The sequence below is a fragment of the Ahrensia kielensis DSM 5890 genome, from assembly GCF_000374465.1.
GTDB classification, from domain to species: Bacteria; Pseudomonadota; Alphaproteobacteria; order Rhizobiales; family Rhizobiaceae; genus Ahrensia; species Ahrensia kielensis.
On the sequence record NZ_KB894528.1, the window covers coordinates 874,969 to 894,326 of the forward strand.

18 protein-coding genes are annotated in these 19,358 nt (G+C 47.1%); 14 read left to right on the forward strand and 4 right to left on the reverse strand.

All coding sequences use genetic code 11. The features are described 5' to 3' along the window. The first annotated feature begins 36 nt into the window (after window positions 1-36). The 8 genes from C504_RS0104425 to gpt all read left to right on the forward strand — a co-directional run bounded on the left by C504_RS0104425 (window position 37) and on the right by gpt (window position 7,406). Window positions 37-1,296 (forward strand): ABC transporter substrate-binding protein, encoded by a 1,260-nt coding sequence (locus tag C504_RS0104425; RefSeq protein ID WP_018688096.1) that lies wholly within the window; start codon window positions 37-39, stop codon window positions 1,294-1,296. A gap of 72 nt (window positions 1,297-1,368) precedes the next feature. Then, on the forward strand, window positions 1,369-2,295 hold the full coding sequence (locus C504_RS0104430) for a carbohydrate ABC transporter permease (RefSeq protein WP_041951579.1): 927 nt from the start codon (window positions 1,369-1,371) through the stop codon (window positions 2,293-2,295). An 11-nt stretch (window positions 2,296-2,306) separates the two neighbouring features. Then, the gene (locus C504_RS0104435) at window positions 2,307-3,164 is read left to right on the forward strand and encodes a carbohydrate ABC transporter permease (protein ID WP_018688098.1); all 858 of its coding nucleotides are present in this window, start codon (window positions 2,307-2,309) and stop codon (window positions 3,162-3,164) included. Then, the gene (locus tag C504_RS0104440) at window positions 3,161-4,228 is read left to right on the forward strand and encodes a Gfo/Idh/MocA family protein (protein ID WP_018688099.1); all 1,068 of its coding nucleotides are present in this window, start codon (window positions 3,161-3,163) and stop codon (window positions 4,226-4,228) included. The genes C504_RS0104435 and C504_RS0104440 overlap by 4 nt, the downstream gene beginning before the upstream one ends. Before the next feature lie 15 nt (window positions 4,229-4,243). Beyond that, entirely contained in the window at window positions 4,244-5,245 is a 1,002-nt protein-coding gene (locus C504_RS0104445) for an ABC transporter ATP-binding protein (RefSeq protein ID WP_018688100.1), read from the forward strand. Between the two features lie 169 nt (window positions 5,246-5,414). Next, a complete protein-coding gene (locus tag C504_RS0104450) occupies window positions 5,415-6,173 on the forward strand; it encodes a competence/damage-inducible protein A (protein ID WP_018688101.1) in 759 nt (252 codons plus the stop codon). A gap of 103 nt (window positions 6,174-6,276) precedes the next feature. Then, the gene (locus tag C504_RS0104455) at window positions 6,277-6,810 is read left to right on the forward strand and encodes a phosphoadenosine phosphosulfate reductase domain-containing protein (protein WP_018688102.1); all 534 of its coding nucleotides are present in this window, start codon (window positions 6,277-6,279) and stop codon (window positions 6,808-6,810) included. A 98-nt stretch (window positions 6,811-6,908) separates the two neighbouring features. After that, window positions 6,909-7,406 (forward strand): xanthine phosphoribosyltransferase, encoded by a 498-nt coding sequence (gene gpt / locus C504_RS0104460; protein WP_018688103.1) that lies wholly within the window; start codon window positions 6,909-6,911, stop codon window positions 7,404-7,406. 74 nt (window positions 7,407-7,480) lie between these two features. On the opposite strand, the gene C504_RS0104465 is transcribed toward gpt, so the two are convergent. Continuing rightward, on the reverse strand, window positions 7,481-8,104 hold the full coding sequence (locus C504_RS0104465; RefSeq protein ID WP_018688104.1) for a cation efflux transmembrane domain-containing protein: 624 nt from the start codon (window positions 8,102-8,104) through the stop codon (window positions 7,481-7,483). A 75-nt stretch (window positions 8,105-8,179) separates the two neighbouring features. On the opposite strand from C504_RS0104465, the gene C504_RS0104470 reads away from it, so the two are divergent. Then, window positions 8,180-8,593, forward strand: coding sequence for a MerR family transcriptional regulator (locus C504_RS0104470; RefSeq protein WP_018688105.1), 414 nt, complete (start codon window positions 8,180-8,182; stop codon window positions 8,591-8,593). 70 nt (window positions 8,594-8,663) lie between these two features. Beyond that, window positions 8,664-9,545, forward strand: coding sequence for a glutathione-dependent disulfide-bond oxidoreductase (yghU, locus tag C504_RS0104475; protein ID WP_018688106.1), 882 nt, complete (start codon window positions 8,664-8,666; stop codon window positions 9,543-9,545). Window positions 9,546-9,659: 114 nt separating this feature from the next. Here yghU and C504_RS0104480 read toward each other — a convergent pair whose 3' ends face one another. Both C504_RS0104480 and C504_RS0104485 read right to left on the reverse strand, forming a co-directional pair. Further along, a complete protein-coding gene (locus C504_RS0104480; RefSeq protein WP_018688107.1) occupies window positions 9,660-9,914 on the reverse strand; it encodes a hypothetical protein in 255 nt (84 codons plus the stop codon). 126 nt (window positions 9,915-10,040) lie between these two features. After that, on the reverse strand, window positions 10,041-11,252 hold the full coding sequence (locus tag C504_RS0104485; RefSeq protein WP_018688108.1) for an FAD-dependent oxidoreductase: 1,212 nt from the start codon (window positions 11,250-11,252) through the stop codon (window positions 10,041-10,043). Between the two features lie 764 nt (window positions 11,253-12,016). On the opposite strand from C504_RS0104485, the gene C504_RS0104490 reads away from it, so the two are divergent. Then, window positions 12,017-15,793: a vitamin B12-dependent ribonucleotide reductase gene (locus tag C504_RS0104490; RefSeq protein WP_018688109.1), complete on the forward strand. Its 3,777-nt coding sequence runs from the start codon at window positions 12,017-12,019 to the stop codon at window positions 15,791-15,793. 98 nt (window positions 15,794-15,891) lie between these two features. Next, on the forward strand, window positions 15,892-16,680 hold the full coding sequence (locus C504_RS0104495; RefSeq protein WP_018688110.1) for a DUF3800 domain-containing protein: 789 nt from the start codon (window positions 15,892-15,894) through the stop codon (window positions 16,678-16,680). Between the two features lie 215 nt (window positions 16,681-16,895). Here C504_RS0104495 and C504_RS0104500 read toward each other — a convergent pair whose 3' ends face one another. Next, window positions 16,896-17,186, reverse strand: a complete 291-nt coding sequence (locus C504_RS0104500) for a GIY-YIG nuclease family protein (protein WP_018688111.1) — start codon at window positions 17,184-17,186, stop codon at window positions 16,896-16,898. A gap of 163 nt (window positions 17,187-17,349) precedes the next feature. Between C504_RS0104500 and C504_RS0104510 the strand changes: the two genes are divergently transcribed. Both C504_RS0104510 and C504_RS0104520 read left to right on the forward strand, forming a co-directional pair. After that, the gene (locus C504_RS0104510; protein ID WP_018688113.1) at window positions 17,350-18,009 is read left to right on the forward strand and encodes a hypothetical protein; all 660 of its coding nucleotides are present in this window, start codon (window positions 17,350-17,352) and stop codon (window positions 18,007-18,009) included. 261 nt (window positions 18,010-18,270) lie between these two features. Next, window positions 18,271-19,251 (forward strand): helix-turn-helix domain-containing protein, encoded by a 981-nt coding sequence (locus C504_RS0104520; protein WP_018688115.1) that lies wholly within the window; start codon window positions 18,271-18,273, stop codon window positions 19,249-19,251. Window positions 19,252-19,358: the final 107 nt, after the last annotated feature.

Here is a 19,358-nt window from a genome sequence, read left to right on the forward strand (position 1 = left end):
AACGCATAATCTTATGCATCAACAGGGAGTAAGCAAATGAAACACAAATCGTTCAAGGCAATTTTGGTTGCATCGACAGTATTTGGCAGCGCAGGCTTGTCATATGCTCAGGACGCTACATTGACTATTGAAAGCTGGCGCAATGACGACTTGTCAATCTGGCAAGACAAAATCATTCCAGCGTTTGAAGCAAAGCACCCAAACATCAAGCTAAAGTTTACCCCATCAGCCCCTGCTGAATACAATGCGGTTTTAAACTCAAAGCTTGAAGCAGGTTCAGCTGGCGACCTCATCACATGCCGCCCATTTGATGCGTCATTATCTCTGTTTGAAGCGAACCACCTTGCACCTCTTACTGACCTAGAAGGCATGAACAACTTCTCAGACGTTGCCAAATCAGCATGGATCACAGACGACGGTTCAACGCCGTTCTGCGTACCAATGGCGTCTGTTATTCATGGCTTCATTTACAATGTAGAAGCATTTGAAGATGCAGGCGTAGAAGTGCCTGAGACCGAAGCTGAATTCTTTGCAGCGCTCGATGCGATCAAAGAAAAAGGCAACTACATTCCACTTGCTATGGGCACGAACGACCAGTGGGAAGCCGCAACAATGGGCTACAACAATGTTGGTCCAAACTACTGGAAAGGCGAAGAAGGCCGCAACGCTTTGATTAAAGGCGAGCAAAAACTTACCGATGAGCCTTGGATTGCTCCATTCCGCCAGCTGGCAAAATGGAAAGATTACCTTGGCGACGGTTTTGAAGCGCAAACTTACCCTGACAGCCAAAACCTCTTCACGCTTGGCCGAGCAGCTGTTTACCCAGCAGGCTCTTGGGAAATTTCGGGCTTCAACACAAACGCACAATTCAAAATGGGTGCATTCAACCCGCCTGTGCCGAATGAAGGTGATACATGTTACATTTCTGACCATACCGATATCGGCATTGGCATGAATGCAAACACGAAACACCCAGAAGCGGCAAAAGCATTTTTGAACTGGGTTGGTTCGGAAGAATTCGCAAGCCTATATGCCAATTCACTTCCTGGCTTCTTCCCGCTGTCTAAAACAGCTGTAAAAATGGAAGACCCACTTGCACAGGAATTCATTTCTTGGCGTGAAAAATGCGAGCCAACAATCCGCTCAACATACCAGATTTTGTCACGCGGCACACCAAACCTCGAAAACGAAACTTGGAACGCATCTGTGTCCGTTATCAAAGGTGCAGAAACACCTGAAGAAGCTGGCAAGCGTTTACAAGATGGCCTTGCATCTTGGTACGATCCACAAAAATAAGTATTTAATATGATTGTGGGCCGCACATTTCGTGCGGCCCGCTTCACGCCATTCAACAAGCTGGAAAAACTCATGCAAAAACCGATCAGCAAGCCTCCAATCCGTTGGCATATACCAGTCTTTCTTGCTCCAGCTTTTTTGATTTACACGGCCGTTATGGTCATTCCATTGCTTGGAACGATCCAGCTTTCCTTATTCAGTGATATTGACGGTGAGCAGGTTTTTGTTGGCCTTGCCAATTTTAAAACCCTTTTGGGCGACCAGCATTGGTCTCAACAGTTCTGGAACGCTCTGCTCAATAATACGTGGTTCTTTGTCATTCACATGCTGGTTCAAAACCCAATCGGCATTTTGCTTGCAGCGCTACTCAGCAGCAACAAGCTACGCATGAAGGCTTTCTATCGTACATCAATTTTTATCCCGACAATCCTTTCCTTTGTGATTGTTGGCTTTGCGTGGAAACTGATTTTGAGCCCTATTTGGGGTGTTGCACCAAGCATGCTGGATGTAATTGGTTTGAAAAGCCTGTTCACACCCTGGCTTGGCAAAGAAGAATACGCCCTCACCACGCTTGCGCTGATTTCCGTTTGGCAATTTGTTGGCATTCCAATGATGCTGATTTACGCAGCCATGCTGTCCATACCAGATGAAATTTTAGAAGCCGCCGAATGTGATGGTGTAACCGGAATTTCACAATTTTGGAAAATCAAACTGCCGCTCATTTTGCCATCAATCGGCATTATCTCGATTTTGACTTTCGTAGGTAATTTCAATGCATTCGACTTGATATATTCAGTCCAAGGTGCGCTGGCTGGTCCAAATTTCGGAACCGATGTACTTGGCACATTTATGTTCAGAACATTCTTCGGATTTCAGCTGCAATTGGGCGACCCTAATATGGGCTCCGCAATCGCCTCGATCATGTTTATCATCATTCTTATCGGCGTATCGATATACCTCTTTGGTATTCAAACGCGCCTTCGCCGATACCAGTTTTAGGAAGCCAAAACATGTCCGTTGATATCCAAAGAACTGCCCGTTCGCAGGTAACATTCAGAGCGATCGCCGCGCACGCAATTCTTATTACGTACACGCTCATCGCCCTCTTCCCTGTGTTTGTGATTGTTATCAATTCCTTCAAGTCTCGCAATGCGATTTTCAGAGAACCTTTATCCCTGCCGAACGCTGAATCATTCAGCTTGAAGGGCTATGAGACCGTTCTTAAACAGGGCGATTTTGTTCTCTATTTTCAGAACAGCCTGATCGTGACCGTTGCCTCACTCACTATGGTTTTGCTGTTTGGCGCAATGGCCGCTTTTGCTTTGTCTGAATATCGCTTTCGCGGTAATTTGCTGACAGGTCTCTATCTAGCAATCGGCATCATGATTCCGATCCGCCTTGGCACAGTTGCCATTCTAGAAATGATGGTCGCATCAGGTCTCGTGAACACGCTGACAGCCCTCATTTTGGTTTACACAGCGCAAGGCTTGCCGCTTGCAGTCTTTATTCTGTCCGAATTTATGCAAGGCATTTCAGATGACCTTAAAAATGCGGGGCGAATTGACGGGCTAACCGAATACACTATTTTCGGCGTTCTTGTTTTGCCGCTCATCCGGCCAGCTTTAGCAACGGTTGCCGTGTTCACCATGATCCCTATCTGGAACGATCTGTGGTTCCCACTCATCCTCGCGCCAGCCGAAGAAACTAAAACAATCACGCTCGGCGCGCAGGTTTTCATTGGCCAATTCGTAACCGATTGGAATGCCGTTCTCGCTTCCTTGTCATTGGCAATTATTCCGGTGCTGGTCTTGTATCTCATCTTCTCCAGACAGCTCATTAAGGGTATTACAGCAGGTGCAGTTAAATGAATAAGTCTACCAATAAAGTGCGCGTTCTCGTTGTCGGCCTCGGCAATATGGGCCTGAGCCATGCTCTAGCGTATCATCACAATGATGGTTATGAGATTGTCGCTTTGGTCAATCGATCCGAAAGAGATTTGCCTGCTGATTTGCAAGGCTATGAGTTTGAAAAATCATACCCTGCCGCATTGAAAAAATACAAACCTGATCTGGTCTCTATCAATACCTACTCAGACACCCATGCAGATTATGCTATCGCAGCGATGGAAGCAGGGTGCGATGTCTTTGTTGAAAAGCCACTTGCCAATACTGTATCCGAAGCACAAAAAGTAGTGTCTGTTGCCAAAAAGTTAGGCCGCAAACTCGTTGTTGGCTATATCCTGCGCCATCATCCGTCATGGATTACTTTTGTTGATAAAGCTCGTGAGCTCGGCGGCCCATTCGTGTTCCGCTTGAACCTCAACCAGCAATCATCGGGCGATACTTGGAAAACCCATAAAAGACTTATGGAAACCACCTCGCCTATCGTTGATTGCGGCGTCCATTATGTCGATGTGATGTGCCAGATTGCAAATTCAGATCCAGTATCAGTGCGCGGCATCGGTCTTCGTTTAAGCGATGAAATTGCCGAAGACATGTATAATTACGGTCATTTCCAAGTCACATTCAAAGACGGATCTATTGGCTGGTATGAAGCTGGATGGGGCCCAATGATGTCTCAAACGGCCTTCTTCGTGAAAGATGTTATTTCGCCAAATGGTTCGGTTTCGATCGTCGTATCCGATGATATGCAATCTGATGACATTGATAATCACACCAAGGCTTCAACCATACGTATCCATGATTCAGAAACGGATGCGCAGGGAGAGTTTGTGAAAAGCGAAGATACGCTTCTATCCACCAATGCCGATATTTCGCATGACGAATTATGCGTGCTTGAACAGCAATTTGTGCTGGATGCAATCCGCAATGATGTGGATTTAACCGAGCACATGGAAAACGCAGTAAAATCCTTAGCAGTGTGTCTGGCTGCGGATGAAAGCATCCGCACCAACAAAGAAATTACATTTTAGTATTGGGGACTCGTTTTGGGATCATTATCGCTCAAAAACATTCGTAAATCTTTCGGCAATGTCGAAGTCATCAAAGGCATTGATCTTGATGTAAAGGATGGCGAATTGGTGATTTTCGTCGGCCCTTCTGGCTGCGGAAAATCAACACTGCTTAGAATTATTGCCGGTCTTGAAACCGAAAGCACTGGCAGCATTGAAATTGATGGCGATCCGGTCAACGGACAATCACCCTCAATGCGCGGCATTTCAATGGTTTTCCAAACCTATGCGCTTTATCCGCACCTCACGGTCAAAGACAATATGAGCTTAGGGCTAAAGCAAGCAAAACGTCCCAAAGAGTTGATTGAAAAACGCGTTGGCTTTGCATCGTCCATGCTATCGCTTGATGATTATCTTGATCGCCGTCCTGCTGAATTATCGGGTGGGCAGCGCCAGCGTGTTGCGATTGGCCGTGCCATTGTTCGCCAACCAAAGCTCTTCCTTTTTGATGAGCCGCTTTCGAACTTGGACGCAGCACTGCGCGTTAACACACGTCTCGAAATCGCAAGCCTTCACAGGCAATTATCCGCCACGATGGTTTATGTAACGCATGATCAGACAGAAGCCATGACATTGGCTGATCGCATCGTCGTTCTCAATAATGGTGTGATTGAGCAAGTCGGCACGCCGATGGAATTGTATAACGAACCTAAAAACAAATTCGTCGCTGGATTCATCGGTTCGCCGCAAATGAACTTTATTCCTGCAAGCTGCCTTAAAATCGACGATGCTGAAACCATCGGTATACGCCCTGAAAACATTTTGATTGACGGTGCTAAAGCAGACCTAACAGGCAAAGTTTCTCATATCGAGAAACTGGGCAGCGACACCAATATATATGCTGATTGTGCTGATGCTGGCCTCATCTGCATTCGCCTATTTGGGCAACATGACACAGAAGTGGGAAGCGATATTTCGCTCCATTTTGACCGTGATAAAATGTTCAAATTCGACAAGAATAGCGACACGATCAACTAAGACAAAGACTGTATAAAAATGACGCACGCAGCATCACATTTCGCTGCGCGCGTAAGGCTGCGCTAAACTCATTTCACAATTTTGGAATTACCCCCTCCTCATACTGTAAAAAGCCGCTACATTAGCAGGTACACCAATGTCACGCTAACGAACCGGCAAGCAGCAGACCATGACCAAAGAAAATGACGAAAATTTTGATGTTGTTTCCGCCGCTATGGTGGTGATCGGCGATGAAATTCTGTCAGGGCGTACACGCGACACCAATGCTGGCCATTTAGCGTCCATCATGACTGCAATTGGCATTGATCTTAAAGAAGTACGCTTTGTATCTGATGACCAAGATGCCATTATCGAAGCGGTCAACCAGCTGCGCGAACGCAATACCTATGTGTTCACGTCCGGCGGCATAGGCCCGACCCATGATGATATTACCGCAGACGCCATAGCAGCAGCCTTTGGCCTGCCCTGTGATTATGATGATCAAGCCTTAAAAATTCTGGCCGAGCATTATAAAAACCGCGGCATTGAGTTTACTGAATCTCGCAAGCGTATGGCCCGTATGCCAGAAGGCGCGCACCACATTGATAATCCGATATCAAAAGCCCCCGGCTTCGTGGTTGGCAATGTGCATGTCATGGCAGGCGTTCCGTCAATTTTCCAAGCCATGTTGGATCATGTCGTTCATTCATTGCGTACAGGCCGCAAACTCTTGTCCAAATCAGTGCTTTCAGATTTAGGCGAAGGAACCATTGGCGCACCGCTTGGCGAGGTGCAGAAAAACCACCCCGATACGGTGATCGGATCATACCCGCGCTATGAGGATGGTAATTTTTCAACAGAGCTGGTTGTGCGCAGTGCCAATGAAGCTTCCCTTGATAGCGCCCTTGAGGACATTAAAATCATGCTCTCAAAATTGCAAAACGCTTAAAGCCAGAAGCTCCATTCTAACATTGAGCTGATTTATAGATTCTCGTTTCTTTTAAAAGTCTCGTTTTTTGAACATTCTAGGCATAGCCACAAGGAATGTTCTCATGAACTATGTTCGACTAGCCAAAGCACTGAATGATGAATTTGCAGCGCTTCCATTGGATGAGCGCGTTGCACTTATCGCAAAGAAATTCCCCAAGGCAATATTTCCGACAAATTTCAGTACCGAAGATCAATTGATCGCGTGGGCGATTATCAATCACGGCAACCGTTTGAAAATCGTAACAACCTTAAATGGTTTGCTATTAGAGAATGCGCAGACTTTGCGCTCCATCACTGCCGAGCAATATGACATCGACATTCCTGCCGTTAAGGCTGTTGCAAGCGATGTGTGGATTTCCGGTTTGCGCAACGAACAATTGAGCGCAAATAAATCCATAGAGTTTGCAAAATGGGACGATGACCGCGGTGTGTTACAAATCAACCCACTGGCTGACTGGACATTTGATAAGCTTATTAAGTCGATCGCAGAGCACGAAATTCCGATTAATCCACTATTTGAATTCAAAGCAGGATCGAAAATAGCTAGCCCTGCACGCAAGAACACTGAATCGAGTAAGCAAAGCATCGCAGCTTAACAGGCGAAATAGCCAAAACTCACAGCTTCGTAGTCGCAAACATTTGCCTCTACGAAAGAATACCGCTAAGCGAACTCCAAACATTTTGGAGTCTAGCCATGTCCCTACCTGAAAAAGCATTTCCCGTTTCTTGGGACCAGTTCCACCGCGATGCACGCGCATTAGCGTGGCGCGTTGCCAATGTATCCAAAGAATGGAAAGCCATTGTCTGCATTACGCGCGGCGGTCTTGTGCCTGCTGCTGTTATCAGCCGTGAGCTCGGTATTCGCGTCATAGAAACCGTATCCGTCGCCAGTTACCATGATTACGAAAATCAGGGTGAAATCTATGTGTTGAAAGAGATATCTCCTGAACTTCTTGAGCAAGAAGGCGAAGGCATTCTGATTATCGACGATTTGACCGATACGGGTAAAACGGCAGGTCTTGTACGTGCGATGATGCCTAAAGCGCATTTTGCGACAGTGTATGCCAAGCCTAAAGGCATGCCGCTTGTTGATACTTTTATCACTGAGGTCAGCCAAGATACGTGGATTTATTTCCCTTGGGATATGGGCTTTACATACCAAAAGCCAATCGCCGAAGACCACAAAGGCTAGAACTTAAAGAGCCTTAGGCAAGCACTGCATGAAACGCGTGCTTGCCTTTTGGTGTTTTAAAATACCAAACCTGACTATGCGGTGAGTATTTTTTTCTCCCGCAGAGCCTGCGTCAATATCTGCCAAGCAGAACTCAAAAACAGACCTGCCATCATTATTGCGACAATAAGGTCCGGCCATCGGCTACCCAAGAACCAAACTGCGACAGCAGCAAGCATGACCGCAACATTGCCAATAGCATCATTGCGCGAACACAGCCAAACCGAGCGCACATTGGCATCGCCATCTTTAAAATTGACCAAAAGAAAAACACTCAAAAGGTTTGCAGCAAGCGCCATAAATCCAATACCGCCCATGAGTTCGGCCACCGGCAAAGTATCAGTCCAAAACGAATAAGCCGTTGAACCAAAAACCCAAAGCCCCATTACAAACAGGCTTATGCCTTTCAGCATAGCGGCTCTGGATCTCGCCGTGATACTCATGCCAATGACATATAGGGACAAGCCATAGGTGGTTGCATCACCTAGAAAATCGAGCGCATCGGCTTGAAGTGCTTTTGAGTTGGCAAATGCACCACCGAAAATTTCGACAATAAACATTCCTGCATTGAGGAAAATCACCATCCATAAACGGCGTTTATACTTATCCGACATACCGTCAAATGTAGATTGATCGTGGCAATGATTACAGCCTGGCATTTTAGTCTCCATTGAATTAGGTGACTAATTATGTAATTGCTCTAGTGACTAGAGGTTCAAGCGGTATTTTTAAAAATGTTTTCTATCGGTCAATTATCATCCAAAGTCGGCGTAAAGGTTCCCACTATTCGCTATTATGAGAGTATCGGACTGATCGATCCGCCTCACCGTTCAGAAGGCAACCAACGCCGATATGAGCCTGAAGTGCTGGACAGACTGACCTTCATTCGCCATGCGCGCGATTTGGGACTTTCCATAGATGCGATCAAAGATTTGCTTATATTAAATGCCAATCCAGACATGCCTTGTGATGAAGCCCATCTCATAGCCAATCAGCATTTGAAAGATTTGGCACGTAAAATTACGCAATTGCAGCAATTAAGCTTGGAATTGACCCGAATTACGCAAAATTGTGACAGCGACACCGTTGGCCATTGCAAAGTATTAGAAGCGTTGGGCGATCACAGCACCTGCAAAAGCGATCACTAAAACGTGCATTGCTTGAATCGCATTATGTTTCTCTTACATACGTTATCCAATTTAAAACAATGAGGTTTCCATGTCAGACGCAAGCGAATATACACCACCGAAAATCTGGAAATGGGAACCAGGTAATGGCGGCAAATTTGCCAACATTAACCGCCCGATTTCTGGCAGCACACACGAAAAAGAATTGCCCGTTGGCAAACACCCTTTTCAACTTTACTCGCTCGCGACGCCTAATGGCATCAAAGTCACGATCATGTTCGAAGAACTGCTCGCAGCAGGCCATAGCAAGGCAGAATATGATGCTTACCTAATCAATATTCAGGAAGGCGATCAGTTCGGCTCAGGTTTTGTCGGCGTTAACCCGAATTCAAAAATCCCAGCATTGATGGACCATTCGACAGACACGCCAACCCGTGTTTTTGAATCTGGCGCGATCCTGCTTTATCTTGCTGAAAAATTTGGTGCATTTTTGCCAACCGAACCAGCAAAACGCACAGAGGCTCTCAACTGGCTTTTCTGGCTGCAAGGTTCTGCGCCTTATCTAGGCGGTGGTTTTGGCCATTTTTACGCCTATGCACCGCACAAGATAGAATATGCTATCGATCGATTTACGATGGAAGCCAAGCGTCAGCTTGATGTGCTCGACAAACAGCTTGAAAACAACACTTATATTGCCGGCGAAGAATACACGATTGCCGACATGGCGATCTGGCCTTGGTATGGCGCTGTTGTTGAAGGCACGATCTACGATGATGCTGCAACTTTCCTTGAGGCTGCTGGCTATAAGAACCTCGTGCGCTGGGCAAAATTGATTGCAAGCCGTGAAGCCGTGAAGCGCGGAAAAATGGTCAACCGTTCTTGGGGTGAACTAAACACCCAATTGCGTGAACGCCACGATGTCAGCGACTTTGAAAACAAAACGCAAGATAAGCTGGAAAACGAAGCGCAATAGCATTCAAATTTAAAACGGCCAAATCGCGATTGCCTACGCAATCCTTTTTGGCCGTTTCATTAATGTATATCAAAGAGCGACAATGCTCACGCGCAGAAATATCAATTTATAAGACTAAAGCGTAGCACCCAAGTTATCTTCGGGCCCCTTTACATCTGCCTCAAGTTCCTCAAGTGCTAGCTCAACATCATGAAGACGATCATTGAGACCGTCATCCTCCGCCATTGGGCTTTCGGTAGCCGCTCTTTGGATTGCACGCTCATCTTCATAAATTTTCTTGAGTTCAGCAATCTTGTCGCCGTTCGACAAGCTTTGATTGTCAATAACTCGTTGAACATCAGGATGGATTCTTTTTGCAGATTCTCTCATAGCCAACTCCTTTTCGATTGTAACTTAACAACGCTGTTAGGCGCTAAGAGTTCAATTTTAGAAGTCACGAAATGTTACGCCATTTGAATAAATCATAAGCGGCTGCGCGCAAAAGCTGACGTCGCTTTAGTCCGGTTCTTGCCAATGTTCAGGTCGCAACCCTATGCCCACAGCACGTGCTGGAATACCTCTCAGAACAGAGAACTTATTAAGCAATCTGATCACAAAAGGCGGTCGTGGCGCGGTTTTCGTATTAATTGCGGGCACCAGAACATACTTATGAGCCAAAATTTGTGCCTTTTGAGTTATATTTGCAGGCCAAACGCGACGCTTTTGTACTTGAGCAAGATGTTTGGTGTCAGTTGTATCGGTTAGAAGAGCTGGCCCTAAAATACGCGCAGCAGCAACAGCATCTTGTATGGCAAGATTAATGCCAACGCCGCCCAATGGAGACATAGCGTGTGCTGCATCGCCAATACACAAGAACCCATCACGCCACCATGTTTTGAGGCGGTTGACCTGCACTGTCAGCAATTTGACTTGCTCCCATGAGGTCAAGACTAAAGCTGCTTCTGATAACTCTGGTGCAATAGCAGAAATTCTTTGACGAAACGCTTCAAGTCCCTCGGCGCGAATAACATCCGCTGCCCCTTTTTGGAATGGCAAGGCGCATTGCCAATAATCACCGCGATTGAGCTGAACAAGAAATCCAGCAGCACCGACCTGCCCTAATGACTCAGTTTCCTTTGTTGACGTTCTGGGTAACCGCATCCAAAATACATCAATCGGCGCACCGCGATCTTCAACTTCAAGGCCAGAAGCATCGCGCAACTTAGAATCCCGTCCATCAGCTCCAACTGTAAGGTCCGCCTGGATGGTAAATAATCCATCCTTATCACTTGCTTTCACGCCAATAATTTTCCCCTCTTTTTCAATCAAGCTTTCGGCTTTTGTGGATTGGAGAAGTTTAAAGTTAGGGTACTTACGCGCGGCAACAGCCAAACAATTGAGAAAATCCCATTGCGGCATCATAGCGATATACTTGCACTGCGTGGGTAGTTTGCCAAAATCAGCAACTTTAAAATCTTGCCCAGAAATTGTTATCAATGCTTCGCGGATTTTTTGATGAGGGCGAGTGAGCAATTCATCCAAGATACCCAATTCATGGAAAAGCTCTAATGTCGATGAATGAACAGTGTCTCCGCGAAAATCACGAAGGAAGTCAGCATGCTTTTCCAGCACAATAACCTCAACCCCCTGCCGTGCCAAAAGGTAACCTGTCATCAATCCAGCGGGACCACCGCCAGCAACAACACATTGAGTTCTTAATAACCGCATTGAATTCACCTCACTTCGTCAGTGCCACACCGACACACCAATCACGATACATTTAGCACAGACTGGATCATTGAGAGATAGAAGGTCGATCTTCAGTGACGCCGTGAAAAACAAACACACATCAGCATTTCAAGTCCAAAATATCGATTTACAGTAAAACCCTTAGGCTACCGGCCTTCTCTATCTCGCAACCCCGTTTTACACTTTTCCCCGTTATTCATTTTTCCACAGGTCAGATAAGGTTAACGCACACACCATATGTAGTGTTTTTCTATTTTCCTAAATCTAGTGCTTGACGGTCGCGGGCGAGTCGCGCTTTATGACATTCATGTGATGCAAGTCACATCGCTGGATGGGGTTAGATTACCGGTGATATTTTCAAATTTTAGATGAGTTTCAGTCGACAACCGTGTGTTTCAGACGTCTTTCGCACGGCAATTCGAGTAATTTTTCACGACTTTTGCCGTGTCAAAATAAGACAGTGAAAATGTTTCATTAACACTATATTTAGTGTTTACAGGCATCGTAGCAACCATATAAGGTATTTGAGCCGAGTTCATATGCAGCGCATATTTCGGAACAAACCATAGTAATTTTGAGTTTTGCGCATACCAGTCGCCGGTATACGCTTTTGTCTTGGGGATCGGCGACACGGCAACACTGTGCCAAACAATCAGTGAATGTAATGTGTTAAACAGGTGCGCTTGAATGGCTGCCTGTGGAAAACACTAGATATAGATTTAAGGCACTAAAGGGACAAACCAATGCGCATCGAACGTCAGTTCACCAAAGAAGGTCAATCAGCATATGCGGAAGTAGAATTCCGCAAGGCAACAAGTGAAATCAAGAACCCGGACGGCTCTGTCGTCTTTCGTCTAGCCGATATTGATGTACCAAAACAGTTCAGCCAAGTTGCGGCTGATATTCTGGCTCAAAAATACTTTCGTAAAGCAGGTGTGCCTGCCCGCTTGAAGAGAGTTGAGGAAAACTCTGTCCCATCGTTTCTTTGGCGCTCTGTAGCTGACGAAGAAGCTTTGGCAGAACTGCCTGAAGATGAACGTTATATTTCTGAGCTTGATGCGCGTCAGGTGTTCACACGCCTTGCAGGCACATGGACATATTGGGGCTGGAAAGGCGGCTATTTCGATTCAGAAGCTGACGCACAAGCTTTCATGGACGAATTGTCTTATATGCTATGCACACAGCGCGTTGCACCCAACTCACCGCAATGGTTCAACACGGGCCTTCACTGGGCTTATGGTATTGACGGTCCGGGTCAAGGCCACTTCTATGTGGACCCATTCACCAACAAACTGACAAAATCAAAATCATCTTACGAGCATCCGCAGCCGCATGCTTGTTTCATCCAGTCTGTGCAGGACGACCTTGTAAACGAAGGCGGCATCATGGACCTTTGGGTTCGCGAAGCGCGTTTGTTTAAATATGGTTCAGGCACTGGCTCAAACTTCTCTTATATCCGCGGCGAAAACGAGCCTCTTTCAGGCGGCGGCAAATCATCAGGCTTGATGAGCTTCTTGAAAATCGGTGACCGCGCAGCTGGTGCCATTAAATCAGGTGGCACAACACGCCGTGCAGCCAAAATGGTTGTGGTTGATATCGACCACCCAGATATCGAAGCCTATATCGACTGGAAAGTGAACGAAGAGCAGAAAGTTGCAGCGCTTGTAACCGGTTCGAAAGTTGTTTCAAAACACCTCTCGCTCATCATGAAAGCATGCCTAAACTGTCAGGCTGATAATGATGACTGCTTTGACCCAAACAAGAACCCTGCGCTTAAGCGTGAAGTTAAAGCGGCAAAAAAAGCTTTGGTTCCAGAGAATTACGCCCTTCGCGTGATTCAATTTGCGAAGCAAGGCTACACCGATCTTCACTTCAAAACATATGACACTGACTGGGATTCAGAAGCGTATCTGACAGTTGCTGGCCAGAACTCCAACAACTCGGTTTCCATCAAAGATGGGTTCCTGCGCGCTGTTGAAGATGACGCTGATTGGGAGCTGACAGCACGCCGCGACGGTTCTGTGGTCAAGCAGCTTAAAGCCCGCGACCTATGGGACAAAATTGGCTATGCCGCTTGGGCTTCTGCCGATCCGGGTCTGCACTACAACACGACAATGAACGACTGGCACACCTGCCCGTCCGCTGGTCCTATCCGTGCATCAAACCCGTGTTCAGAATATATGTTCCTTGATGATACGGCATGTAACTTGGCCTCTATCAACTTGCTCCAGTTCAAAGACGCTGGCACCAAGAACATCAATATCGAGCAATATGAGCACACAGTTCGTCTGTGGACCATCGTGCTCGAAATATCTGTGATGATGGCGCAGTTCCCGTCAAAAGAAATCGCAGAACTATCTTACAAATACCGCACGCTTGGCCTTGGCTATGCAAATATTGGCGGCTTGCTCATGTCATCGGGTATTCCTTATGACTCAAAAGAAGGCCGCGCGATCTGTGGTTCACTCACAGCAATCATGACCGGCGTGTCCTATGCAACATCCGCTGAAATGGCTGGCGAACTTGGTCCGTTCCCGGGCTACAAGCCAAACGCTAAAAGCATGGCCCGCGTTATGCGCAACCACCGCCTTGCGGCCTACGGAAAATCAGAAGGCTATGAAGAACTAGCCGTTAATCCTGTACCGCTTGTTCATGAAGAATGCCCAGATGCTGACCTGCCAAAAGCGGCAATGCGTGCATGGGACCGTGCGATCGAGCTTGGTGAAAAGAACGGTTACCGCAACGCGCAAGCAACCGTGATTGCGCCAACCGGCACAATCGGTCTTGTCATGGACTGCGATACAACAGGTATCGAGCCAGACTTCGCATTGGTGAAATTCAAGAAACTTGCCGGTGGCGGTTACTTCAAAATCATCAACCGTGCTGTGCCTGCGGCTCTTCGCACACTCGAATATACAGAAGCACAAATTGCCGAGATCGAAGCCTATGCGGTTGGTCATGGCAATATGAACCAAGCCCCCGCAATCAACCCAGGCAGCTTGAAAGCTAAAGGCTTTACCGACGAGAAAATCGAAATGATCAATGCCGCTCTTGGCGCTGCTTTCGATATTAAATTCGTGTTCAACAAATGGACTGTCGGCGAAGATTTTGCCAAAGAAACGCTCGGCTTTACCGATGAGCAACTCGATGATTTCTCATTCGACATGCTGTCTGCGATGGGCTTTAGCAAAAAAGACATTGAAGCGGCCAACATTCACATTTGCGGTGCCATGACGCTGGAAGGTGCCCCGCACCTGAAAGAAGAACATTATGCGGTGTTTGACTGCGCCAACCCGTGCGGCAAAATCGGCAAGCGTTATTTGTCTGTCGAAAGCCACATCCGTATGATGGCAGCGGCGCAGCCGTTCATCTCTGGTGCGATTTCTAAAACCATCAACATGCCAAACTCGGCTTCTGTTGAAGACTGTAAGGACGCTTATCTTCTGTCATGGAAATTGGCGCTAAAAGCCAACGCGCTTTACCGCGATGGTTCTAAACTGTCACAGCCGCTCAATGCTTCACTGATTGAGGATGATGACGACGAAGATGCAATGGAAGATTTGATCGAAGCGCCAGCAGCGGCCCGTGCCGTTCAGGTGACAGAGAAAATCGTCGAACGCATCATCGAGAAAATCTCACGCGATCAAGAAAAACTACCATCACGCCGCAAGGGCTACACGCAAAAAGCAAAAATCGGTGGTCACACTGTGTTCTTGCGCACGGGCGAATATGATGATGGCCGCCTTGGTGAAATCTTCCTTGATATGAACAAGGAAGGCTCAACGCTGCGCGCGCTGATCAACAACTTCGCGATCTCCGTGTCGCTTGGCCTGCAATATGGTGTGCCGCTGGAAGAATATGTGGATGCGTTCGTATTCACCAAATTCGAACCTGCGGGCATGGTTCAGGGCAACGACGCGATCAAAAACGCAACATCCATTTTGGATTATGTGTTCCGCGAACTGGCCGTGTCCTATCTTGGCCGCCACGACCTGTCCCATGTTGACCAGTCAGCATTTGAACAGACCACACTCGGCAAAGGCATCACAAGCGGCAAAGCCGATGCGGTGTCTTCGGGCCTCACACGCGGTCACAAATTGTCTGTTGTCTCCGGCAAAAAATCATCTGGCGATGTACCCGCAGGCAGCGCATCTAAAGGTGTAACGGCGATTGCCAGCGCTGCAAAAAACAAAGCTGCGCTTGCCACAGCACCAGTGCTTGAATTGCAGGAAGAGGCTTCCGCCTTCAAACGCGATTATGAGGACCGCAATGCGGACTTCCAAGCCGAAGTGCATGACGAGGTGATTGAAAAAGAAAAAGTGGATGAAGTCGCCAAAGCCAATGCGGAAGCAAAGCTTGAAGCGGCCGAAGCCAAAAAGCTGGAAAACACCCGCCGCGCAAAATCCATCATGCAGGGCTATACGGGCGACATGTGCTCGGAATGCTCTAACTTCACGATGGTTAGAAATGGCACCTGCTTGAAGTGTGACACTTGCGGCTCAACGAGCGGTTGTTCGTAATACGCCTATGAAGAGGGATTTGAACCCCCGACACTAAATTATCAGCCCCGCGTTGTGGATGCACAGCGTGGGGTATTTTTTACATTAGGAAATAGCCTTTGAAGTACACCTTATACATTGATGAAAGTGGTGAGGCCGGAATTAACAAAGTACGAACTGATACTAGCGGTGGCGCTACCCCCTACATGACTTTAGGAGCCTGCTTAGTACCATCCAGCTATGAAAATAAAATCGCTGATCGCCTCGCTAGAATACAAGAAGATTTGAACAGATCACATCTACATTGCTCTGAACTTAGCCACCCACAGAAAGTGTACTATGCTAGGACAATCGCAAAAGAGAAATTTCTATGCTTTGGCATGATTTCTGAAAAAAGAACTTTAGGCGCGTACAGCCAAGCTATCGAAGGTGATAGTACAAAATATTACAACAAATGTGCTCAATATCTACTGGAGCGAGTAGGTCTTTTTTTGAAAATGAAAGATATAGAAGCTGACGATGTCAGTATATTTTTTGAGGAAGCCAATTTTAATTATTCAGCATTGATGACACTCATAAATAGATGCCAGGAGAACCCGATCAACGAACAAACCAAATTACTTCGAAGAATAGATCATTTAAAAATAAGAACGTCACCAAAAGGTGACAAGCCAAGCATGCAAATAGCAGACCTAGTCGCCCACTCACTTTTCAAGTCGGTAGATAAGTCCAAGGCTAATTTTCACATTCCTGAAACTAGATATTTGAATGAACTGCGTACGCGATTTTTTAATTGTCCCGAAACTGCCAAGATTATCAATTTTGGGATAAAGCCAGTACATAAGTTACCTGAGTTGAAGTTGGATGACGATGTGCATCTATTTTTCAAAAATCTTAAAGCTAGGTAGTGAGCTAAAGTAAAAAAATCTATTGTGCTCAAATTAATTTCAGCAACGCAATTGATTGTATGCCCTCATCCGACCTCACTTACGTTCGGCCACCTTCTCCCGCCAGCGGGAGAAGGGAGAGTGCGGTTAAAGGTCTGGGAGCAAAACCCCAACCTCCGTCATTCCTGTGCTTGTCACAGGAATCCATAGCGTAATGTAGGCGATTGACATGGTAGTCAAAGAAGCCAAGACTTTAGATTGTTCCAATCCGGATTGATTTCTTCAATGGCATTTATTTTCCATTGCCGTGGCCATTTCTTAATCGTTTTCTCCCGCGTGATAGCAGTGGTCACGAGATCATATTCCTCATACCAAACCAAGCGTTTAACATTATATTTCGCGGTAAATTGCGATCCAATCCCGTGTTCATGTTCAAGAAGCCGTCGCGCGAGATCACTTGTCACGCCTGTATAGAGCGTGCCATTTTTCCTTGATGCGAGAATATAAACGTAGCCTTTGCGCTTCATCCTAAGACTTTAGCGCCATGGATTCCTGTGACAAGCACAGGAATGACGGGGGTGGGGTCAAATGCTGCGCCCTCCTTTCCCCCGCTTGCGGGAGGAGGCAGAAAAAACTTATCCAACAGCTCAAAACCTGCGCTCATAATCCTCCCCAACCAAACGAGGCAATATGGACTGGTTCGCGGCGATCGACATCAACAGGAAGGCACTGCTGCGGATCGTAGCGGCACTGGTGGTTCTTGTTCAAATCGGCAATATCTTGCCTAGCCCCGTGCGCCATCAAATCCTGCGCGTGCTGCGCCCTGCCGAAAGCGCGGCGCGGCGGTTGATTGTGCTGGCCGCACGGTTTCAGAAAAGCGTGAGCGGCCCCTCTGCTTCTTCGGTCAGCCCTAACCTGCCCGATTTTGCAGCATTCAACCACGCAACACAAACACCCCGTTTTAAACTGTTCGATCCGCGCAAGCGCTTTGACTGGCTTGATGAGAAAGCAGCAAAACAGGCGATCAAATTTCAGCCACGCATCAGCTTGATCGGCGTGTCGCAGCCCCTATTTGAAGCACCAAAGCAGGCCCATCAAGATAGCGCTGCCCTCACCGCAAGGCTCAAAGCGCTGCAAGTAGCGCTTGGCGATTTGCCCAAACAGGCAAAGCGTTTGAACCGCCAAATGCAAAAGCGGAAAATCGCCCCCGCGGGACCAAAACGCGTACCACCATTGCGGCCAGGCCTGCCTCCAGGCTTTCGGCAAAAGCCAAACCTCGAAGCCGATTATGTCTTAAAAGAATGTCACGCGCTGGTGCTTCAGCACATGGCGCTGGCGGATACATCATGAACGATAGATCACACCGGTTTTTATGGTCCGCTGCGCGTTTCACCCTGCGCATAGGCCGTCAAACGTTTGGCAAAAAACAAAATATGCGGAAACCATTTCGTGATGTTAAAATATCGATTATAGGTGTTAGCATCGTTACTTTCGCAAAACTGTCTCAGAACTGCGACACATTCATGCACAAAACGAAACGCAACGAATGGCATTACACTGACGGCAAATTCATACTAAGGTGAAAATTGGTATCTTGGGAGGAATATCAAAATGCGGGAGCCCTATAATCATGCAACGCGCATAGATGCAGCAATTGCGCGCAATGAAGCCGCCTACGCCCCTCTCGTTGCCTCTTGGCAGCGATCTAAAAAGCTGCACGATTTAAATCCCGATAAACGCAGCGCACCGGAACGCTTAACGCAGGCCGAATTTAACATTGCGCGCGAACAAGCAGGGCTTCTGATTAAAAACAGCGAAGCATCATTGGACCAACTCTACCAAGCTGTTGGCGATGTTGGCTGCAATGTCATTTTGGCAAACCGTGAGGGCGTTCCGCTCACACGGCGCGGCTCGCCAGCTGATGATGACACATTTGAGAGCTGGGGTTTATGGACCGGCGCGATCTGGAGCGAGGCAAGCGAAGGCACAAACGGCGTTGGCACATGCATTGTCGAAGAGCGCCCGCTAACCATTCATAAAGACCAACATTTTCACAAAAAGAATATTGAACTTTCATGCACCGCCGCCCCTATTTTTGACCATGAGGGCGAGCTCATTGCAGTGGTTGATGTATCCTCATGCCGCTCAGACCTAACGTCAAGATTTTCCAAATTGATCTCTTCCGCAGTCATCAATGCGGCGCGCACCATTGAAGCAAATTATTTCAGCGAGAAGTTTTCTACCGCGAAAATTTTGCTCGTGCCGCAAGATACAGCCGATGCGGCAACACAGCACCGCTGGCAAAGCGCAGCCCTTATTGCGGTTGATCAAGATGATCTGATTATTGGCGCAACACGGGCAGCCCGAAGCATTTATAAACTCGGCCATCAAGATATTAAAAACAATGTGCCGCTTTCAAGTTTGCTTGGTCATGAGAACGATCAGGCACATCGTTATGCGACAGCAGAACAGCGCGTCATTCATCAGGCAATCGCCAGCACGAATGGAAACATCAGTGCTGCCGCCTCTGCACTGGGTATAAGCCGCGCAACGCTGCACCGAAAAATCAATAAATTTCGCCAATCCAACTAAACGGAAAACAAGCACATTTATTGCAAAAAAGTGTCGCAAAACCATTACACATCTATGCATGAACCATGTGCGGCCATCGTGACAATTTGAGTTTCACCGCCCACCAT

Coding starts and splice junctions, on each gene's coding strand:
- C504_RS0104425 (WP_018688096.1), top strand. CDS start 37: ATGAAACACAAATCGTTCAAGGCAATTTTGGTTGCATCGACAGTATTT.
- C504_RS0104430 (WP_041951579.1), top strand. CDS start 1,369: ATGCAAAAACCGATCAGCAAGCCTCCAATCCGTTGGCATATACCAGTC.
- C504_RS0104435 (WP_018688098.1), top strand. CDS start 2,307: ATGTCCGTTGATATCCAAAGAACTGCCCGTTCGCAGGTAACATTCAGA.
- C504_RS0104440 (WP_018688099.1), top strand. CDS start 3,161: ATGAATAAGTCTACCAATAAAGTGCGCGTTCTCGTTGTCGGCCTCGGC.
- C504_RS0104450 (WP_018688101.1), top strand. CDS start 5,415: ATGACCAAAGAAAATGACGAAAATTTTGATGTTGTTTCCGCCGCTATG.
- C504_RS0104455 (WP_018688102.1), top strand. CDS start 6,277: ATGAACTATGTTCGACTAGCCAAAGCACTGAATGATGAATTTGCAGCG.
- gpt (WP_018688103.1), top strand. CDS start 6,909: ATGTCCCTACCTGAAAAAGCATTTCCCGTTTCTTGGGACCAGTTCCAC.
- C504_RS0104465 (WP_018688104.1), bottom strand. CDS start 8,104: ATGCCAGGCTGTAATCATTGCCACGATCAATCTACATTTGACGGTATG.
- C504_RS0104470 (WP_018688105.1), top strand. CDS start 8,180: ATGTTTTCTATCGGTCAATTATCATCCAAAGTCGGCGTAAAGGTTCCC.
- yghU (WP_018688106.1), top strand. CDS start 8,664: ATGTCAGACGCAAGCGAATATACACCACCGAAAATCTGGAAATGGGAA.
- C504_RS0104480 (WP_018688107.1), bottom strand. CDS start 9,914: ATGAGAGAATCTGCAAAAAGAATCCATCCTGATGTTCAACGAGTTATT.
- C504_RS0104485 (WP_018688108.1), bottom strand. CDS start 11,252: ATGCGGTTATTAAGAACTCAATGTGTTGTTGCTGGCGGTGGTCCCGCT.
- C504_RS0104490 (WP_018688109.1), top strand. CDS start 12,017: ATGCGCATCGAACGTCAGTTCACCAAAGAAGGTCAATCAGCATATGCG.
- C504_RS0104500 (WP_018688111.1), bottom strand. CDS start 17,186: ATGAAGCGCAAAGGCTACGTTTATATTCTCGCATCAAGGAAAAATGGC.
- C504_RS0104510 (WP_018688113.1), top strand. CDS start 17,350: ATGGACTGGTTCGCGGCGATCGACATCAACAGGAAGGCACTGCTGCGG.
- C504_RS0104520 (WP_018688115.1), top strand. CDS start 18,271: ATGCGGGAGCCCTATAATCATGCAACGCGCATAGATGCAGCAATTGCG.